Annotated in this window: 21 protein-coding genes; 13 read left to right on the top strand and 8 right to left on the bottom strand. The window is 67.7% G+C overall.

From position 1 onward, the window contains the following. Positions 1–24 precede the first annotated feature (24 nt). The 7 genes from gad (at position 25) to tsaD (ending at position 6,490) form a co-directional block, all read left to right on the top strand. Positions 25–1,407, top strand: a complete 1,383-nt coding sequence (gad, locus tag MTY59_RS02990; protein WP_221044362.1) for a glutamate decarboxylase — start codon at positions 25–27, stop codon at positions 1,405–1,407. Positions 1,408–1,613: 206 nt separating this feature from the next. Then, positions 1,614–2,780 carry an alanine racemase gene (gene alr, locus MTY59_RS02985; protein WP_221044361.1) on the top strand — a complete coding sequence of 389 codons (1,167 nt, stop codon included), beginning with the start codon at positions 1,614–1,616 and terminating at the stop codon, positions 2,778–2,780. A gap of 52 nt (positions 2,781–2,832) precedes the next feature. Beyond that, positions 2,833–3,882, top strand: coding sequence for an alpha/beta fold hydrolase (locus MTY59_RS02980; RefSeq protein ID WP_221044360.1), 1,050 nt, complete (start codon positions 2,833–2,835; stop codon positions 3,880–3,882). After that, positions 3,875–4,372, top strand: a complete 498-nt coding sequence (gene tsaE / locus MTY59_RS02975) for a tRNA (adenosine(37)-N6)-threonylcarbamoyltransferase complex ATPase subunit type 1 TsaE (protein WP_221044359.1) — start codon at positions 3,875–3,877, stop codon at positions 4,370–4,372. The genes MTY59_RS02980 and tsaE overlap by 8 nt, the downstream gene beginning before the upstream one ends. Continuing rightward, complete coding sequence (gene tsaB / locus MTY59_RS02970; protein WP_221044358.1) at positions 4,369–4,992, top strand: tRNA (adenosine(37)-N6)-threonylcarbamoyltransferase complex dimerization subunit type 1 TsaB; 624 nt, start codon at positions 4,369–4,371, stop codon at positions 4,990–4,992. Before tsaE ends, tsaB begins: the two co-directional genes overlap by 4 nt. After that, the gene (gene rimI, locus MTY59_RS02965; RefSeq protein WP_221044357.1) at positions 4,989–5,459 is read left to right on the top strand and encodes a ribosomal protein S18-alanine N-acetyltransferase; all 471 of its coding nucleotides are present in this window, start codon (positions 4,989–4,991) and stop codon (positions 5,457–5,459) included. The genes tsaB and rimI overlap by 4 nt, the downstream gene beginning before the upstream one ends. Further along, positions 5,456–6,490 carry a tRNA (adenosine(37)-N6)-threonylcarbamoyltransferase complex transferase subunit TsaD gene (gene tsaD, locus MTY59_RS02960; protein ID WP_221044356.1) on the top strand — a complete coding sequence of 345 codons (1,035 nt, stop codon included), beginning with the start codon at positions 5,456–5,458 and terminating at the stop codon, positions 6,488–6,490. The genes rimI and tsaD overlap by 4 nt, the downstream gene beginning before the upstream one ends. A 4-nt stretch (positions 6,491–6,494) precedes the next feature. On the opposite strand, the gene MTY59_RS02955 is transcribed toward tsaD, so the two are convergent. Further along, positions 6,495–7,175 carry a C39 family peptidase gene (locus MTY59_RS02955; protein WP_221044355.1) on the bottom strand — a complete coding sequence of 227 codons (681 nt, stop codon included), beginning with the start codon at positions 7,173–7,175 and terminating at the stop codon, positions 6,495–6,497. Positions 7,176–7,465: 290 nt separating this feature from the next. On the opposite strand from MTY59_RS02955, the gene groES reads away from it, so the two are divergent. The 3 genes from groES to MTY59_RS02940 all read left to right on the top strand — a co-directional run bounded on the left by groES (position 7,466) and on the right by MTY59_RS02940 (position 11,090). Continuing rightward, on the top strand, positions 7,466–7,768 hold the full coding sequence (groES, locus tag MTY59_RS02950; RefSeq protein ID WP_007773431.1) for a co-chaperone GroES: 303 nt from the start codon (positions 7,466–7,468) through the stop codon (positions 7,766–7,768). An 80-nt stretch (positions 7,769–7,848) separates the two neighbouring features. After that, positions 7,849–9,465 (top strand): chaperonin GroEL, encoded by a 1,617-nt coding sequence (groL, locus tag MTY59_RS02945; RefSeq protein ID WP_221044354.1) that lies wholly within the window; start codon positions 7,849–7,851, stop codon positions 9,463–9,465. 95 nt (positions 9,466–9,560) lie between these two features. Next, the gene (locus MTY59_RS02940; RefSeq protein WP_221044353.1) at positions 9,561–11,090 is read left to right on the top strand and encodes an adenylate/guanylate cyclase domain-containing protein; all 1,530 of its coding nucleotides are present in this window, start codon (positions 9,561–9,563) and stop codon (positions 11,088–11,090) included. Between the two features lie 41 nt (positions 11,091–11,131). Here the strand turns inward: MTY59_RS02940 and MTY59_RS02935 are convergent, their stop codons facing one another. Next, complete coding sequence (locus tag MTY59_RS02935) at positions 11,132–11,995, bottom strand: LLM class F420-dependent oxidoreductase (protein ID WP_221044352.1); 864 nt, start codon at positions 11,993–11,995, stop codon at positions 11,132–11,134. Positions 11,996–12,224: 229 nt separating this feature from the next. On the opposite strand from MTY59_RS02935, the gene MTY59_RS02930 reads away from it, so the two are divergent. Continuing rightward, complete coding sequence (locus MTY59_RS02930; protein WP_221044351.1) at positions 12,225–12,953, top strand: nitroreductase; 729 nt, start codon at positions 12,225–12,227, stop codon at positions 12,951–12,953. 14 nt (positions 12,954–12,967) lie between these two features. Further along, positions 12,968–13,444, top strand: coding sequence for a MarR family winged helix-turn-helix transcriptional regulator (locus MTY59_RS02925; protein ID WP_221044350.1), 477 nt, complete (start codon positions 12,968–12,970; stop codon positions 13,442–13,444). A 98-nt stretch (positions 13,445–13,542) separates the two neighbouring features. On the opposite strand, the gene MTY59_RS02920 is transcribed toward MTY59_RS02925, so the two are convergent. Then, positions 13,543–14,085: a DUF302 domain-containing protein gene (locus MTY59_RS02920; protein WP_221044349.1), complete on the bottom strand. Its 543-nt coding sequence runs from the start codon at positions 14,083–14,085 to the stop codon at positions 13,543–13,545. A gap of 53 nt (positions 14,086–14,138) precedes the next feature. Then, on the bottom strand, positions 14,139–14,570 hold the full coding sequence (locus MTY59_RS02915) for a tautomerase family protein (RefSeq protein ID WP_221044348.1): 432 nt from the start codon (positions 14,568–14,570) through the stop codon (positions 14,139–14,141). Between the two features lie 118 nt (positions 14,571–14,688). Between MTY59_RS02915 and MTY59_RS02910 the strand changes: the two genes are divergently transcribed. Beyond that, positions 14,689–15,285 carry a TetR/AcrR family transcriptional regulator gene (locus tag MTY59_RS02910; RefSeq protein WP_250160706.1) on the top strand — a complete coding sequence of 199 codons (597 nt, stop codon included), beginning with the start codon at positions 14,689–14,691 and terminating at the stop codon, positions 15,283–15,285. 133 nt (positions 15,286–15,418) lie between these two features. On the opposite strand, the gene MTY59_RS02905 is transcribed toward MTY59_RS02910, so the two are convergent. The 4 genes from MTY59_RS02905 to MTY59_RS02890 all read right to left on the bottom strand — a co-directional run bounded on the left by MTY59_RS02905 (position 15,419) and on the right by MTY59_RS02890 (position 18,101). Then, positions 15,419–15,820, bottom strand: a complete 402-nt coding sequence (locus tag MTY59_RS02905) for a styrene oxide isomerase (protein ID WP_221044347.1) — start codon at positions 15,818–15,820, stop codon at positions 15,419–15,421. 91 nt (positions 15,821–15,911) lie between these two features. Continuing rightward, positions 15,912–16,670 (bottom strand): superoxide dismutase family protein, encoded by a 759-nt coding sequence (locus tag MTY59_RS02900; protein WP_221044346.1) that lies wholly within the window; start codon positions 16,668–16,670, stop codon positions 15,912–15,914. 64 nt (positions 16,671–16,734) lie between these two features. Next, positions 16,735–17,220 (bottom strand): hemerythrin domain-containing protein, encoded by a 486-nt coding sequence (locus tag MTY59_RS02895; RefSeq protein ID WP_221044345.1) that lies wholly within the window; start codon positions 17,218–17,220, stop codon positions 16,735–16,737. Continuing rightward, positions 17,217–18,101, bottom strand: a complete 885-nt coding sequence (locus tag MTY59_RS02890) for a Rieske (2Fe-2S) protein (RefSeq protein ID WP_221046231.1) — start codon at positions 18,099–18,101, stop codon at positions 17,217–17,219. Before MTY59_RS02890 ends, MTY59_RS02895 begins: the two co-directional genes overlap by 4 nt. Between the last annotated feature and the right edge of the window lie 122 nt (positions 18,102–18,223).

Genomic DNA, 18,223 nt, shown 5'->3' with positions numbered 1-18,223 from the left:
CAGACCTTCAGAAAGGAACTCGTTGTGCCCCATCACCCTTCCCTGCCCGCGCACTCCATCGCGCCCGCCTACACCGGCCGCCTGTTCACCGCGCCGGTGCCGGCCCTGCGGATGCCCGACGAGTCGATGGACCCCGACGCCGCCTACCGGTTCATCCACGACGAGCTGATGCTCGACGGAAGTTCGCGGCTGAACCTGGCCACCTTCGTCACCACCTGGATGGACCCGCAGGCCGGGCAATTGATGGCCGAGACGTTCGACAAGAACCTGATCGACAAGGACGAGTACCCGGCGACGGCGGCCATCGAGCAGCGTTGCGTGTGCATGGTGGCCGACCTGTTCCACGCCGACGATCTGCGCGACGACGACCCGTCCAGCGCGTGCGGGGTGTCCACCATCGGGTCCAGCGAGGCGGTGATGCTGGGCGGCCTGGCGATGAAATGGCGGTGGCGCGAGAAGGTCGGCAAAGACTGGAAGACGCGTACCCCGAACCTGGTGATGGGCTCGAACGTCCAGGTCGTCTGGGAGAAGTTCTGCCGCTACTTCGACGTCGAACCGCGCTACCTGCCCATGGAGGAGGGGCGCTATGTCATCACCCCCGAGCAGGTCCTCGACGCCGTCGACGAGGACACCATCGGCGTGGTGGCAATCCTGGGCACCACCTACACCGGTGAGCTCGATCCCATCGCACAGATCTGCGGGGCGCTGGACAAACTCGCCGCCGACGGCGGGGTGGACGTCCCGGTGCACGTCGACGCCGCCAGCGGGGGATTCGTGGTGCCCTTCCTGCACCCCGAGCTCAAGTGGGACTTCCGGCTGCCCCGGGTGGTCTCGATCAACGTCAGCGGCCACAAGTACGGGCTGACCTACCCCGGCGTCGGGTTCGTCGTGTGGCGCAGCAAGGAGTACCTGCCCGAGGATCTGGTGTTCCACGTGAATTATCTGGGCGGCGACATGCCGACGTTCACGCTGAACTTCTCCCGGCCCGGCAACCAGGTGGTCGGCCAGTACTACAACTTCCTGCGGCTGGGCCGCGAGGGTTACACGCAGGTCATGCAGACCTTGTCGTCGACCGCGAGGTGGCTGGGTGAGCAGCTGCGCGTTGGAGACCACTGCGAATTGATCTCCGACGGTTCGGCGATCCCGGTGGTCGCCTTCCGCCTGCAGCGCGGCCTCGGCTACACCGAGTTCGACGTCTCCCACGAGCTGCGCGGCTACGGCTGGCAGGTGCCGGCCTACACCATGCCCGACAACGCCACCGACATCTCGGTGCTGCGCATCGTGGTGCGCGAGGGCCTGTCCGCCGACCTGGCTCGGGCGCTGCACGACGACGCCCGCAGCGCGCTGGCCTCGCTGGACAAGCTCAAGCCGGGCGGGCACTACCGCGCCGAGCACTTCGCGCACTGAGCCCGCTTCGGGGCGTTCGTCACAGCGGGGGCAGGCGCGTGATGCCCGTCCACCCGGTGCCGGGGCGCATGTGGCGGCTGTGACCATTGCGGCGGCGCGTGCCGGGCCGGGTGCGGTCCGCCCACCGTCGGCGAGCAATGTGTCCGACCGGTTCTGGGACAATGGCTGCTGCGAACTGACAGACAGACGAGTGGAGCGCGACTTCCTTGGCCGTTACGCCGATATCCCTGACACCGGGCGTCCTCGCCGAGGCCCTGGTCGACTTGGGCGCGATTGAGCACAACGTGCGGCTGCTGTGCGAGCAGGCCGGCGGCGCGCAGGTGATGGCCGTGGTCAAGGCCGACGGCTACGGCCACGGGGCCCCCCAGACGGCGCGCGCCGCGCTGACCGCAGGCGCCACCGAGCTGGGCGTCGCCACCGTCACCGAGGGTCTGGCGCTGCGCGCGGCCGGAGTCACCGCGCCGGTGCTGGCCTGGCTGCACCCGCCCGGCTTCGACTTCGGGCCCGCGCTGCTGGCCGACCTCCAGATCGCCGTGTCATCGGAGCGCCAGCTCGACGAGGTGCTGGACGCAGCCCGCCGCACCGGCCGGACCGCGACGGTGACCGTCAAGGCCGACACCGGGCTGAACCGCAACGGGGTCCCGCCGGAGCAATACCCCGCGATGCTGACCGCGCTGCGCCGGGCCGTCGCCGAGGAAGCCATCTCGCTGCGGGGCCTGATGTCGCACATGGTGTACGCCGACCAGCCCGCCAATCCCGTGAACAACCTTCAGGCCCAACGGTTCAGCGACATGCTGGCCCAGGCGCGCGATCAGGGTGTGCGGTTCGACGTGGCGCACCTGTCGAACTCGTCGGCCACCATGTCCCGTCCGGACCTGGCCTTCGACATGGTGCGCCCCGGCATCGCCATATACGGGCTGAGCCCGGTCCCCGAGCGCGGTGACATGGGTCTGGTCCCGGCGATGACGGTGAAATGCACTGTGGCCCTGGTTAAGTCGATTCGCGCGGGGGAGAGCGTGTCCTACGGCCACACCTGGACCGCGCAGCACGACACCAACCTCGCACTCATCCCGGTCGGCTACGCCGACGGCGTCTTCCGGTCGCTGGGCGGCCGGCTGGAGGTGTTGATCAACGGCAGGCGGCGACCGGGCGTCGGGCGGATCTGCATGGACCAGTTCGTCGTCGACCTCGGCCCGGGCCGCACCGACGTGGCCGAGGGCGACGAGGCAATCCTGTTCGGGCCGGGCACCAACGGCGAGCCCACCGCGCAGGACTGGGCCGATCTGCTCGGCACCATCCACTACGAAGTGGTGACCAGCCCCCGCGGGCGGATCACCAGGACCTACCGCGAGGCGCAAACCGTTGAGTCCTGAGGAATCCCGCAGGCGCCGCAAGGGCAGGGCCTGGCTTGCGGGAGGCGCGGGGGTGACCGCCGTCGCCACCATCATCGGAGCCTCGGCCCGCCGGTCGATGACCCAGCGCGCCACAGCCGAAGATCCTTACGCCCATGAGGATTTCAACCGGCTCGAGGACGACCCCAGCCTGGTGGTGACCACCCCGGACGGGATACCGCTGGCGGTCCGCGAGGCGGGCCCGGCCGATGCGCCGCTGACCCTGGTGTTCGTCCACGGATTCTGCCTGCAGATGGGCGCCTTTCATTTTCAGCGCACGCGGCTGCCCGATCAGTTGGGCCCCGACGTGCGGATGGTCTTCTACGACCAGCGCGGGCACGGCAGGTCCGGCGAGGCCGACCCCGAGACCTACACGCTGACCCAGCTCGGCCGCGACCTGCAGACCGTGCTGAACGTGGTGGCCCCGCGCGGACTGATCGTGCTGGTGGGCCATTCGATGGGCGGCATGACGGTGCTGTCCCATGCCCGCCAGTTCCCCGAGCAGTACGGGCGGCGCATCGTGGGCGCCGCGCTGATTTCCTCAGCGGCCGAAGGTGTTTCGAGGTCACCGCTGGGCGAAATACTGAAAAACCCTGCGCTGGAAGCTGTCCGGGTCGCAGCCCGGTCCGCTCCGAAGCTGATGCACCGCGGTCGCAACGTGTCCCGCTCGTTGATCGGCCCGGTGCTGCGGGCCGCCTCCTACAGCGACCTGCAGGTAAGCCGCAGCCTGGACGCGTTCTCCCAGCGGATGATGAACAGCACCCCGATCCCCACCATGGTGGGTTTCCTCGACGCGCTGGAAGAGCATGACGAAACCGCCGGGCTGTGGACACTGCTGCGCGTCCCTACCCTGATCGCCTGCGGCGACCACGACCTGCTCACCCCGGACGAATATTCGCGAAAGATGGCCGCGAGCCTGCCGCAGTCCGAGCTGGTCATCGTCGCCGGGGCCAGCCACCTGGCGCTGCTGGACAAGCCCGACGCCATCAACGGCGGACTGGTCCGACTGGTCAGGCGGGCCACCCCGACCAAGGCGGCGCTGCGGATACGGCGGATGCGAGAAAGGTTGCGGCGCCGTGGTTGAGGTCAACGGCGGGAACGCGACGCTGGAGCGCGTCGAGGACACCATGGCGCTGGGGTCGCGGCTGGGGCAACACCTGCGGGCGGGCGACGTGGTGGTGCTCTCCGGCCCGCTCGGCGCGGGAAAGACCGTGCTGGCCAAGGGAATCGCTGCGGCGATGGATGTCGACGGGCCGGTCACCTCACCGTCCTACGTGTTGGCGCGGGTGCATCCGCCGCGGCGCGCCGGCGCCCCGACCATGATTCACGTCGACCTGTACCGGCTGCTCGACCACACCGGCAACCAGGGCGCCGACCTGCTCGGTGAACTCGATTCACTGGACTTGGACAGCGATCTCGACGACGCTGTGGTCGTGGTGGAATGGGGCGAGGGCCTGGTCGAGCGGCTCGCCGAGCGTCATCTGGACATCCGGCTGGAGCGCGTCACCAATTCTGACGTTCGGATCGCGACCTGGCAGTGGGCCGACAACGCCGACAATGAGGGCGATTCATGAGCATCGTCCTTGCCCTGGACACCGCCACCCCGGCGGTGACGGCCGGCGTGGTTCGCCGTGACGACCTGAGCGTGCTGGCCGCGCGGGTCACCGTCGACCCGCGGGCCCACGCCGAACGGCTCACCCCGAATGTCGTTGCGGCCCTGGCTGATGCGGGGCTGGCGATGGCCGACCTGGGTGCCGTCGTGGTGGGCTGCGGCCCGGGTCCGTTCACCGGTCTGCGGGCCGGGATGGCCACCGCGGCCGCCTATGGGCATGCGCTGGGCATCCCGGTGCACGGCGTGTGCAGCCTGGACTCCATCGGCGTGCGAACCACCGGGGACGTGTTGGTGGTCACCGACGCCCGCCGCCGCGAGGTGTACTGGGCCCGCTACCGCGACGGCGTGCGCACGCACGGCCCCGCGGTCAGCGCCCCGGCCGCCGTCGACCCGGGCACCGCCGCGGCCGTCGCCGGCTCGCCCGAACACGCCGCCCTGTTCGGCCTGCCGGTGTGCGAGCCCAGCTGCCCGACGCCGGCGGGATTGGTTGCCGCGGTGGCCGATTGGTCTGCCGACCCCGAACCGCTGGTGGCCCTGTATCTGCGGCGGCCCGACGCCAAACCGTTGGCGGCACGCCGGTGACCGCCCACAGCGGGGCGGTCACCGTCGGCGGCCTGACCCGGTCCGACGCGCAGCGCTGCGCCGAGCTGGAGGCACAGCTGTTCGACGGCGACGACCCGTGGCCCGCGGCGGCATTCCACCGCGAATTGGCCAGTGCGCACAACCATTACGTGGGAGCCCGGGTCGGCGAGACGCTGGTCGGCTACGCCGGTATCTCGCGGCTGGGCCGCACCCCGCCGTATGAGTACGAGGTGCACACCATCGGCGTGGATCCGGCATACCAGGGCCGGGGCATCGGCCGCCGGCTGCTCGACGAGCTGCTGACCTTCGCCGACGGCGGCGCGGTGTACCTGGAGGTCCGCACCGACAACGCGGCGGCCATCGGGCTGTATACCAGCGTCGGGTTCGAGCAGATCAGCCTGCGCCGCCGCTACTACCGCGTCAGCGGCGCCGACGCGTACACGATGCGGCGGGAGGCCCGCACATGACAAATGTCCTCGCGATCGAAACCTCTTGTGACGAAACGGGAGTCGGCATCGCACGACTGGACGCCGACGGCACCGTGACACTGCTGGCCGACGAGGTGGCGTCCAGCGTCGACGAGCACGTGCGGTTCGGCGGCGTGGTACCCGAGATCGCTTCACGCGCCCACCTGGAGGCGTTGGGCCCCGCCATGCGCCGTGCGCTGTCGACCGCCGGCGTGGACAAGCCCGACGTCGTCGCGGCCACCATCGGCCCCGGGCTGGCCGGCGCCCTGTTGGTGGGAATCGCCGCGGCGAAAGCGTATTCGGCCGCCTGGGACGTGCCCTTCTACGCGGTGAACCACCTGGGCGGACACCTGGCCGCCGACGTCTACGAGCACGGGCCGCTGCCCGAGTGTGTGGCGCTGCTGGTCTCCGGCGGCCATACCCACCTGTTGCACGTGCGCTCGCTCGGCGAGCCGATCGTCGAGCTGGGCAGCACCGTCGACGACGCCGCCGGCGAGGCCTACGACAAGGTGGCGCGGCTGCTGGGCCTGGGCTACCCGGGCGGCAGGGTGCTCGACGAGCTGGCCCGCACGTGCGGCCGGGAGGCCGCGGAGATCCCCGCCTTCCCGCGCGGCATGACCGGGCCGCGCGACGACCCGTACGCGTTCAGCTTCTCCGGGCTCAAGACGGCCGTCGCGCGCTATCTGGAAAGCCACCCGGACGCCGTCAACGCCGACGTCGCGGCCGGGTTCCAGGAGGCCGTCGCCGACGTGCTGACCAAAAAGGCGGTGCGCGCCGCCAGCGATCTGGGCGTACAGACCCTGCTGATCGCCGGGGGAGTGGCCGCTAATTCGCGGTTGCGCGAGCTGGCGGAGCAGCGCTGCGCGGCGGCCGGACTGACGCTGCGGATCCCCAGGCCCCGGCTGTGCACCGACAACGGGGCGATGATCGCGTCCTTCGCCGCGCACCTGGTGGCCGCCGGGGCGCCGCCCTCGCCGCTGGACGCGCCCAGCGACCCGGGCCTGCCGGTGGTAAAAGCGCAGTTGCCCTGACGGCTCAGATGTGGGGCACCCACGGCACGGTGCCGTAGCCGGTTGCCTCGGTAACGATGAGTAAGTTGTCGCTGGTCGACCAGGCTTGGGTGAAGGTGGCCATGGGGATCTGCTCGTCGCGGCCTTTGGGGGTGCCGCTGTCGTTGAGGTGAACGATGTTGTTGGCGGTGTCGACCCCGGTGACAACGACGGCGTGATCGGCCTTGGTCCGCTGACCCTTGCCCTGGGGGTAATTCCAGATGGTTTCGGCGTTGAGCGCGGCAATCACCTTGTGTCCGCCGGCTAGGTCCTGCTCCAGTGTCCCCATGCTGTTGCCGGTGGTTATCGCGGACTGGACGCCGTAATGCTGCAGCAGCATGACCATGTCCTGCGGCGACGTGCCGTCGAAGAAGTAGACGCCTCCGCCGTGGGATTCGCTCGGGGTGAAGATGCCGCGCAACTCGATGCCGACCTGGGTGGGCTCGTGACCGGTGAGCTGGCCGACCACGTCGGCGACGGCCATCAGGCCGCAGTCTTCCTGGTGCTGGTAGCGCCAGTAGGCGGCGGCTTCCTGCGGGTTGCCGTACATCCGGCCGTTCGGGTCGGCATTGGCCGGCCCGATCAAGCTGGTGCAGGCGACCGATATCGTGATGGCGATCGCCACGAGGAGGGCGACGCGGTTCATCAAAGAGTTGCCGGCGTACACCGTTTCGATTATTCACATTCCGTTGAGGAGCCGGAACGACTCGCCGCACCGTGGCTCATGTCCGCCGAGAGCAGAAGCAGCGGGGCGCCCTTGAGTGCTAGCACTCGCATGTATAGAGTGCTAGGTGGCAATCGGCCAAGCCCTGTGTCGGCACCCGCGACGACGGCGCTCGGGCACGGACGGATGCCGAACACCTGATAACCCGGACGGTTCGGGGTCAACCCTTACCGGCCGTCAACTCCGGTCCGGGGACGTCCCGGACCCGACCCAAACACTGGAGGGCTCCAATCGTGGCGAAGGTGAAGATCAAGCCACTCGAGGACAAGATTCTCGTGCAGGCCAACGAGGCCGAGACCACGACCGCGTCTGGTCTGGTCATTCCTGACACCGCCAAGGAGAAGCCGCAGGAAGGCACCGTCGTCGCAGTCGGCCCCGGCCGGTGGGACGAAGACGGCGCGAAGCGCATCCCGCTGGACGTCTCGGAAGGCGACACCGTCATCTACAGCAAGTACGGCGGCACCGAGATCAAGTACGGCGGCGAGGAGTACCTGATCCTGTCGGCACGCGACGTGCTGGCTGTCGTCTCCAAGTAACAACCGTGTTCCGCCCCGGCGATCCCCGCGTTTTGCGCGGGTGATTTCCGGGGCGGCACGCGTTTAGGTGAAGGAGCCTGATGAGCAAGATCATTGAGTACGACGAGACCGCGCGTCGCGCCATCGAGGCGGGTGTGAACACGCTCGCCGACGCGGTGCGGGTGACGCTCGGTCCGCGCGGCCGGCATGTGGTGCTGGCCAAGGCATTCGGTGGCCCGACGGTCACCAACGACGGTGTGACCGTCGCGCGTGAGATCGACCTGGAAGACCCGTTCGAGAACCTGGGTGCCCAGCTGGTGAAGTCGGTGGCGACCAAGACCAACGACGTCGCGGGCGACGGCACCACGACGGCGACCGTGCTGGCGCAGGCGCTGGTCAAGGGCGGCCTGCGACTGGTCGCGGCCGGCGCCAACCCCATCGAGCTGGGGGCGGGCATCAGCAAGGCCGCCGACGCGGTGTCCGAGGCGCTGCTGGCGTCGGCCACCCCGGTCTCCGGCAAGGACGCGATCGCGCAGGTGGCGACCGTATCGTCGCGCGACCAGCTGCTGGGTGAGCTGGTCGGCGAGGCGATGACCAAGGTCGGCACCGACGGCGTGGTCAGCGTCGAAGAATCCTCGACGCTGAGCACCGAGCTCGAGTTCACCGAGGGCGTCGGTTTCGACAAGGGCTTCCTGTCGGCGTATTTCGTCACCGACTTCGACGCCCAGCAGGCCGTGCTGGACGAGCCGGTGATCCTGTTGCACCAGGACAAGATCAGCTCGCTGCCCGACCTGCTTCCCATGCTGGAGAAGGTCGCTGAGTCAGGCAAGCCGCTGCTGATCATCGCCGAGGACATCGAGGGCGAAGCGCTGGCGACCCTGGTCGTCAACTCCATCCGCAAGACGCTCAAGGCCGTCGCGGTCAAGGCGCCGTTCTTCGGCGACCGCCGCAAGGCGTTCCTCGAGGACCTGGCGGTGGTGACCGGTGGCCAGGTGATCAACCCCGACGCGGGCCTGCTGTTGCGTGAGGTCGGCACGGACGTGCTCGGTTCGGCCCGCCGCGTGGTGGTCAGCAAGGACGACACCGTCATCGTCGACGGCGGTGGCTCCAAGGATGCGGTGGCCAACCGGATCAAGCAGTTGCGTGCCGAGATCGAGGCGAGCGACTCCGACTGGGACCGGGAAAAGCTGCAGGAGCGGCTGGCCAAGCTGGCCGGCGGCGTGGCCGTGATCCAGGTGGGAGCGGCCACCGAGACCGCGCTCAAGGAACGCAAGGAAAGCGTCGAGGACGCCGTCGCGGCGGCCAAGGCCGCGGTCGAGGAGGGCATCGTCGCGGGCGGCGGCTCGGCGCTGCTGCAGACTCGCAAGGCGCTGAAAAAGCTGCGCGAGTCCCTGACCGGTGATCAGGCACTGGGCGTCGACGTGTTCTCCGAGGCGTTGGCGGCGCCGCTGTACTGGATCGCCACCAACGCCGGGCTCGACGGCGCGGTCGCAGTGCACAAGGTGGCCGAACTGCCTGCCGGACAGGGACTCAACGCGGCCACCCTGTCCTACGGCGACCTGATCGCCGACGGCGTCGTCGACCCGGTCAAGGTCACCCGTTCGGCGGTGCTCAACGCGGCCTCGGTGGCCCGGATGGTCCTCACCACCGAAACGGCGATCGTGGACAAGCCCGCCGAGGAGGAAGACCACGGCCACGGTCATCACCACCATCACTGAGTAGGCAATGACAAGCGCCCCGGCCGCATGGCCGGGGCGCTTGTTTGTTTGCTGACTGTGCCCACGGGCCGCGGTTGAGCGTCTACCGTCGCGGCATGGACCGCATCTGGCAGTGGGCGTGGGATCGTTTCAAGGCGAGATACTCGTGGGCGATCTATGCCTTCGGGCTCCCTCTTATGCTGGCGACGTACCTCTTCTGGTTGTTGTTGATCGTTGCCGTGCAGGGATCCGGTCGGTACATCGAGACGGCTGTCCTCGCGCTTATTGCCGCACCTGTGTCGTGGTACGTGACCGTGCTTCCCGGTGCGGGCCGCAGTCGCCTGGTGGCGAGATGGGCGACCGGTCGCGATGTCGATCGGGCGAGCGCACTGGACGCCACCTATGCCTGGGCCCGGGGGACGGTCGTTCGGGCGGTGGCTTTCAATGCTGTGTGGACCGGGCTGTCATCCATTGTTGTCGCCGCTGTTGCCGGGGCGACTTGGTCGCAACGCCTGCAGTACGGAGTCCTGGGCGCTTTGATGGGAACGGCCGTTGTGATGAGTGGAGTGCACGGCACCGCGGAAGCAGCGGCTAGGCCGGCAAGAATGGCGATCGCCGGCGGCACGGCGGTTGGTGATGACCTGCCCCGCTCTCGTCCGACTTTCGCCTTTTGGTCGAGCGCGGCGCTACTGGCGAGTTCGTTCCTGTTCGCCGTCGACGGCACCATGCTGGTGGCCGCATTCCCTTGGGCGCGTGAGCAACCGGTGCTCTTTGCAGGTATCGGGTTCGCGTTGGTGATCGGCTTCGGGATGCCGATGACCGTCGGTGCTGCACTCGCGCCGTCTCTGCGGCCGATTCGCGATCTCGCCGAAGGGACGAAACGGGTGGCCGCCGGCGACTACAGCCGGCGCCTGCCGGTGGTTCAGGACGACGACCTCGGCGCGCTGGGCGCATCGTTCAATCGCATGCAGGCGGGATTGGCTGAGCGGCAACGTCTTCAGAGTGCGTTCGGCACCTACGTCGACCCAGCGCTGGCTGCGCGGCTACTGCAGCAGGGCGACGACGTTTTCACCGGGGAACGCCGCGAGGTGTCGGTGATGTTCGTCGACATCCGCGACTTCACCCCGTTCGCTGAGGCCAACACCGCCGAAGACACCGTTGCCCGGCTCAACGCCTTGTTCGAAATCGTGGTGCCGGCCGTCGTCGAGGGCGGTGGGCACGTCAACAAGTTTCTCGGCGACGGGGCGCTGGCCGTGTTCGGTGCCCCGAACGACCTCGCGAATCACGCCGATGCCGCGGTGGACGCCGCCGCGCTCATCCATCGTCTGGTCGCGGAGCGATTCGGCGGTGAGCTTCGCATCGGCATCGGTATCAACACCGGCAAGGTGATCGCCGGAACCATCGGCGGCGGCGGCAAACTCGAATTCACGCTGATCGGTGACGCCGTCAACGTCGCGGCCCGCGTCGAGCAACTCACCAAGTCCACCGGTGATGCGATCCTTCTCACCAGCCGGACAGTCGACGCCCTGGAGGCGCCACCGCCCGGGCTCATTGACCGAGGCCCCCATGCGCTGAAGGGAAAGTCGGCCCCCACAGAGGTTTTCGGCCTCGACCCGGCGATCACGGCTACGCATCGCTTTGATTGAATGCCGAACACCGCCGCCGCGGGACCGATCGTGCGTGGCGATCAGGCCTGCGGACCCGACAGACCCAGCGACACAGCGAGCTCGGCCAATATCGGCAATGCCAATGCATTGTCATAGATGCCCAGCGGCAGGATCGCGACATGATCGGCGCCGGCCTGCAGATACTCGCCGAGGCGCTCGGCGATCTGGTCGGAAGTGCCGTGGGCGACCACGGCGTCGATGAACTCGTCGCTGCCTGGCCGGGTGACGTCGGCGTCGGTGAAACCTAGCCGCTTCCAACTGCTTACGTAGTTCGACAGGCTGAAGTAATGGTCCAGCCCCGCGCGCGCGACGGCGCGGGCTTCCTCATCATCGGTGTTCAGCACCACGTTGTGCACGGGCGCCAGCAGCGCATCCGGCCCGATGATCTCGCGAGCCCACGCGGTGTGTCGGGGCGTGGCGTTGGCCGGGTGCGCCCCGGCCGTGCGGTCGGCCGACAGCTTCAGCACGCGCGGCCCCTGCGCGGCAAGCACGCGTTGATCGGCCGGCACGCCGTATTCGTCGAGCTCGTCGAGGTACGACACCAGCGCTTCGTACGGCTTGCGGTATTGCCCCTGGACTTCGGGGTGACCCACCCCGATGCCGAGCACGAAGCGGCCCGGGTAGGCGGCGTTGATGCGGTGGAACGACTCGGCGACGGGCTGGGCGGCGGCCGTCCAGATGTTGACGATGCCGGTGGCCACCTTCAGGGTGGTCGTCGCTTCCAGGATTGGCTCGACAAAGGACAGCTCGGCCGGCGGGGAACCTGCGACCCAAATTGTGCCGTAGCCGAGCCGTTCGATCTCCTGCGCTTGTTCGCCGGTGGCGCCAAGTCCGAAGAAGCCGAAGCGACCGAGGTTCGGAGTGGCGGTGTCTGGTTCAGTCATAACCACGAGCAACCCCGCCTCACGCGAGCGAATTCCGACGCGGTGTGAACCTGATGGGTGCGGCACCGGCCGAGCAGGTTGGCTGTAATCCAGCACCAGCGAGACGGCGTCGTCGACAAGCCCACCGAGGGACGGGGGCCTTCGCTTTGTTGGGCTATCCTCGGGAATAGTATCAGTTGATACAGTATTATATGATACGAATGAGGGAATCGGACGGTAGGTAGAGATCATGGACGTATACGAGGCAGTCACAAGCCGACGAGCGGTGCGCGGGTTTACCGACCAACCCGTTCCGAACGAGGTACTGGAGCGCGTGCTGGCCGCCGCGGCCTGGTCGCCATCGGGATCTGACATCCAGCCGTGGAACATCTATGTGGTGACCGGCGCGCTGCTGGACGAGATCAAGACGCGCGCCGTCGAGCGCGTTGCCCACGGTGAGCCGTGGGACGAGCGGGAGTACCAGATGTACCCGCCCGCACTGAAATCGCCATACGGCGAACGCCGATCCGCCTTCGGTAAGGAGCGGTACAGCGCGCTCGGCATTGCGCGCGAGGACTGGGAGGCGCGCCAGCGGGCGGCCATCGCGAACTGGAACTGTTTCGGTGCGCCGGCTGCGCTGTTCTGCTACATCGACGGCGACCTAGGTGTGGCGCAATGGGCCGACGTCGGGATGTACTTGCAGACCGTCATGCTGCTACTCCGTGCCGAAGGGCTGCATAGCTGTCCGCAGATGGCGTGGTCGCAGGTGCGCGAGACGGTCGCGGAGGTTCTGGCACCACCGGACGGACTGATCCTCTTCTGCGGCATGTCGATCGGGTACGAGGACCCGGCGGTGAAGTACGCACGTACCGGCCGGGCACCGCTCGACGAGACGGTCACGTTCGTCGACGACGAGTCAGCCGGGCTCCGGAAGGTGGAACATTCCACACGGGCAGAGTCCGGTGTTCGACTCGGATGAAAGATGCGAGCCGGATGACCCGCGACGCTTCTAGGCGTGCCGCCGCCCGCGCGACCGACCGCCCCGGAGACCCGTCGCCTTTCGCTCTCGGTTTGCTGCTGCGCCGAGCGCACCGGCGTGCGGCCGCGGTGATGTCGGAGGCGATTCGACCGCTGGGCATCGAAATGCGCCATTTTGCCGTGCTGCTCGTCCTCGTCAACCGCGGACCCACTGAGCAGCGGGACTTGGTCGACGCGACGGGTTCGGACAAGGCAGGCATCATGCGGGTTGTGGATGACCTGGAGCGCATGGGGCTCGCCATCCGCAAATCCGTTCCGGGCGACCGGCGTTTGAAGGCGGTCGGGATCACCCCCAAGGGGTTGAAGGTTTTCGACGCCGCTCACGTGGCGGCGGAGCCACTGGCTGAGCGCCTGGTATCGGTGATGGGCCCAGGGGAGTCGGAACAACTGACGGATCTGCTCACTCGATTCACCGCTCCTGCCGAGCATTAGGCCCAAGAGCGCCCCTAGGTGGCTGGACGGCGCCATGCGCGGGTTCTTGAACGCGGGCATGGGGAATCCGGGTCAAAAGAGCGCAATCCAGGTGATGGCTATTGCGTCGCGGTGAGCGCGGCCGGGACGGGAGCGCCGAGGTGCTCCAGCAAGGCGGCAAGCTTGTGATCCAATTCGATTCCCACTTCGGCGATTTGGGGTATGTCGAAGCTGCCGAACCGGGTGCTGGGTTGGTCCACAGTGAACCACGTAACGCCGTCGGCGTCTTCGACAATGGCGGTGCGTAAGGGTGCATAGAGCAGAATGGCCGGGTTGTAGCGGTACATCTTCTGCGCGATGGTGTGGTTGCCCATCAGGTATTCGACGCAACGGCCACGGTCTCCCGCCAGCCCCATCAGCGACGAGAAGTCGTGCGACCAGTAGAGGATGAAGTCGTGCGGCGCGTTCGCTGCGGTGGCCTCTAGAACGGTCTGCCAGTCGACGCCGCCTTTGACGAGGGAGTCGAATCGTTGGCTCTGGAACTCGGGCACCGCTTGCTCATAGCGATGCCTGAACCCGTCGAAGGTGTCGTCGATCCGGATCGTCAACCGGTCGACCTGATGCGAGACCGTCTCGATCGTTGGGTGCAGTGATCTGGTCATGGTTTCTCCTAGGTGTGGGTGGCTTAGCGAAACATCTTGGAAGGCAGTGCTTGTCAGGCTGCGATGATTCCCAATTCGGCCAGCCTGGTCTGGTTCTCTTCGAACCATTCGCGCTCGTGGCCGGGCTCCGGAATGAACAACCCGGCGTCCATGACATTCGTGTAATCGACTTCGCTCACCGAGATCCACAGGTCGGCTTCCGGCTGGCCTGAATTACGCGTCCAGATCTGGGCGAGCTGACGCACCATTGCTTGACGCGTTTCGAGGTCACGCCCGTGGCGGGTGATGCCCAGAATCAACGATTGCGTCGCCGGTTTGCCGGCCGCGAAGCACTCGCCGTCGGGCATCTCGTGGAACAGGACTTTAACCCATGCCGGCGGCGCCCCGGTGGCCTCGCAGTACATGGTGGTCATTCCTTCGGCGATCTTGGCCTTTGCGGACTGGGTCAGTAGACCCTTCGGGCTGTAGCACTGGTAGACGGGCATGGGGTTTCCTTCCGAACTTCGGAGCTGGGCTCCGGGTGATGTCTATACTATGTCGGGCGACATACTTACTACTGACAGCGATGCTACTGCGGGATTCGATCAAATGCAAGAACTATGTATGATGGACGACATGCCAAGGAAGACCGACAGTAAGAAGCGGATGGTCGAGGCCGCACGCCGCCTGTTCCGCGAACACGGCTATCTCGGCACTGCCCTGTCGGACGTCGTCACCGAGAGCTCCGCACCGCGCGGGTCGATCTACTTTCACTTCCCCGGCGGCAAGGAGGAGCTCGCCACCGAGGTCATCCTCCTGCACGCCTCCGACCGCATCCAAGACATCAACCGTGCGGCGGCCACCACCCGCACCGCGGCGGAACTGATCGCGGCATTCGTCGGCCGCGAGCGCGACGAACTGGTCTCAAGCGACTACCGCGAGGGGTGCGCGGTCGCTCCCATCGTCATCGAGTCGACGTCGGCCTCCGAGCAACTGCGCGACGCGACGCGGCGTGCCTTCCAGGATTTGATCACCACGCTGGCCGCACGGCTCATCGAGAAAGGCCTAACCCAGGACAGGGCCGTGCAGCTGGCAACCAGCGTGTGGGCCAGCGTGGAAGGAGCGCTCGTGCTCGGCCGGGTCCTGCGTAGCCCCACGCCATTCGACATAGCCATTGCTCAGCTGACCGCAGCCGCTGAGGAAGATGCCTCCGTCTCATGACGCCGGAAGGAACGTTACGTCCCCAAGATCGTGGGTTTCGGTCCGCTGCAGGCGATTCCGCCGAGCTTGGTCGGGCGCGGTTTCCGTCCCGAACATGTCCGCACGCCGAACGTACACGCGCCGTAGCGCGTCGTCACAGCCCCGCGATGACGATGCCGACGCCCACCACGATGCACGGCGCCAGGGATACCAGCAGGAAGCCGACGATCCTTTCCTTCGGCGCTGACGCCGCATGGTCGCCCGCCGCGATCGGCGCGAGTTTGCGTCCGGCGCCCCAGGCCGCCGCGAGCAGCGTCGCCAACCAGTTCGCGTAGCCGGCGTAGACGACCAGTGCGACCGCCGCGACTCCCCAGGCGTCGGGCAGGTGGACGTGAGGCCAAAGCAGGCCGAGCAGCACCAGAAACATGCCGTTGAGGACCGCCTCGAGATGGCTGGACAGCGCCATGCGCGCGTTCTTGACCGCGGGAAGGGCGAACCCGGTGAACAGCCCGAGCATGAAGAGCACCAACCCGAGCTTGAACAGCACAATCTGCATGACAGCACATTAGGGGCCGCCCGGCCGGGCGCGTCTTGAAATGGTCGTTATCGGGTGATTGCGAGCATGGCCTTTCATGGTGGCTTGCGCGTCAGCGCCCCGGCGGATAGTAGGGCGGCGTCGTCACGGTGGTGGTCGGCACGGACGTCGTGGTCGGGGTGCTGGTGACCGTCACGGTGCTGGTGCTCGTGCTGGTGGACGCCGGCGGCACGACGGTGGTGGTGGTGCTGGTCGTGACGCTGGTGGTCGACGAGGTCGTCGACGAGGACGCCGCGATCACCCCGCATGCCAACCGCTTGCCGGAATCAGCGGTGGAGGCGGTGCTGCCCAGATTGTCCGCGGTCTGGTGGATGATCAACGCCGTGCCCGAGCTGTTCCTCAAGTCGGCGGAGGTGAACGCGTTACTGGTGGTGACCAGTTTCGCCGAGCCGTCGGAGCGCACCTGCAAGGCGGTCAGGTCGCCGCTCGCGGGGTAACTCGTGTGATTGGGCGCCTGATAGACGCTGCCGGCGGAGTCGAAGTCTCCGGTCGAGTTCCCGTTCGGGGCAGCCGAATTGGCCTCGCACTTGCCCACCGCGTGGATTTGCAGTCCGTGGAAGCCGGGGCTGAGCACCTGGTTCGGGCCGGCCTCTACGGTCACCGTGGCGTAGCCGTTGGCGAATTCGAAGGTGGCGTTGGCGACCGGACTGCCGTCAGCCGTCTTCAGTTGAGTGGTCAGCCTCTCGGCCCCAGGCGTCGAGCTGGTCAGCGGCGAGGTGTTGGGCTGGCTGGTTTGCTGGTTCGAGCATGCGGCTAACGGCGCGACGGTCGCGGTCAGCGCCGCGACCGCAAAGCATGCGGCCTTGTTCATTTGCGGTGCCTACCCACATTGGCCTCCGCCGAAACGAAATCCTGGGCGCGACGGCCGACCGCGCCTACGTCCCGAGGCAACTCAGCAAGGTCTTGCGACTGCGGACACGAAACCTGTTGATGGGAGATCGATGCAACTGGATCATGCGCTCGAGCATCCGGTTGCCCAGCGCGTCGAGCATATCCTCGCTCAAATCTATTGGGGCCGGGCACAAGTCGCGCTCCTCTTCACTGGCGTGGGCGTCCAGGACCGTGACGAACGAGCGCCATTCGTCGGCGTATTGCGGCGCCGCGGGCGACGTGCGCAACAGCACCGCCAGCTGATCCCACACCTGCCTGTGCTCCGCATGGGCGATGGCGACCAACGTGCTGGCTTCCGCCACCGCCGGGTAGAACAAGTCGTCCTCGATGCGCATGTGGATGTCCAGCTCGATCAACAATTCGTCGAGCGTGTCCTGCCGCTCGGCGCTGTCCGGGGGCATGTCGGTGATCTTCGCGCAGAGACCGCGTAGCGCGTTGTGATGCTCGAAAAGCACCTCGTAGGCGTTCATTTCGCCACTCCGTGCACTTCGACGAGCCCGTCGCGAATCCGCACCGGATAGCTCGGCAGGGGCGCGGTCGCCGGTCCGCGCAGCACGTCACCCGATCCGCACGCGAATCTGGAACCATGCCATGGGCATACGATTCGGCCGCGGTCGATCCACCCGTCACTCATCGGTGCGCCGAGGTGCGGGCAGTGCTCGCCGACCGCGATCACCCGACCGTCGGTGCGATAGAGGACGACGCCGACGCCGTCGACCGCGACCCGCTGCGGCCGGCCGTCCAGCGCGGCGGCGGGTACTACCGGCATCCAGCGGTCGCCCCCCAGCCGGGCGCCGGACCGGTCCACGCCGGTGCCCGCGCCGAACACCAGGGCGCCACCGAGGTAGCCGCTGCCGAGGGTGAGGGCATAGCCCAGCGCGCTGCACGCCATCCCGCGCCGGTGGCGGCCGCGGCGCCGATCCCACCACGACGCCGCATACAGCCCGGTTGCGATCGCGTTGAGCGCGCCATGGACGAGCCCGATCCGACGCGACTGCTCATGGGTGTGCTGCCAATCCGTCACGCCGGTGACGGCCGCGCCGACGCTTCCCGCGAGCGCGACGCCCAGCGCGAACCTCGATCCGTCCCGCAGCCGGGCGTCCCTCCCAGCCAGCGTGCCGGCCGCATCCATGACGAGCGTCGTCGCCACCGCGCCAGTCGGCACCGAGGTCAGCGCCGGGTGCAACGGATGGCCGAGCCAGGTGCCGTGCAGTGCGTTGCCGACCCGATCGCGGTGACGGCCCATGGCCGCGAACGCGAAGGTCAATGCGTGCTCGAGCCGATAGCTCGGCCGATCCAGCCACGCCTGTCGTCCCAGAATCGTCCGCGCCGCAAGCCCGGTAGCGCGGATTCGATTGTCGAAATGCTCCCACCGATTCGCCACGGCGCCCCTCCGGTGTATGCGGGAGCCGGCGTGACGCAACGGACTCGACGCCGCGTCGACTAGGACCGCGACCCGGCTGGCCTAGTCCA

This window comes from Mycobacterium senriense (assembly GCF_019668465.1).
Lineage (GTDB): Bacteria > Actinomycetota > Actinomycetes > Mycobacteriales > Mycobacteriaceae > Mycobacterium > Mycobacterium senriense.
The sequence above is the reverse complement of the archived record's forward strand: the minus strand, read 5'-3'. Positions and strand labels throughout refer to the sequence as shown.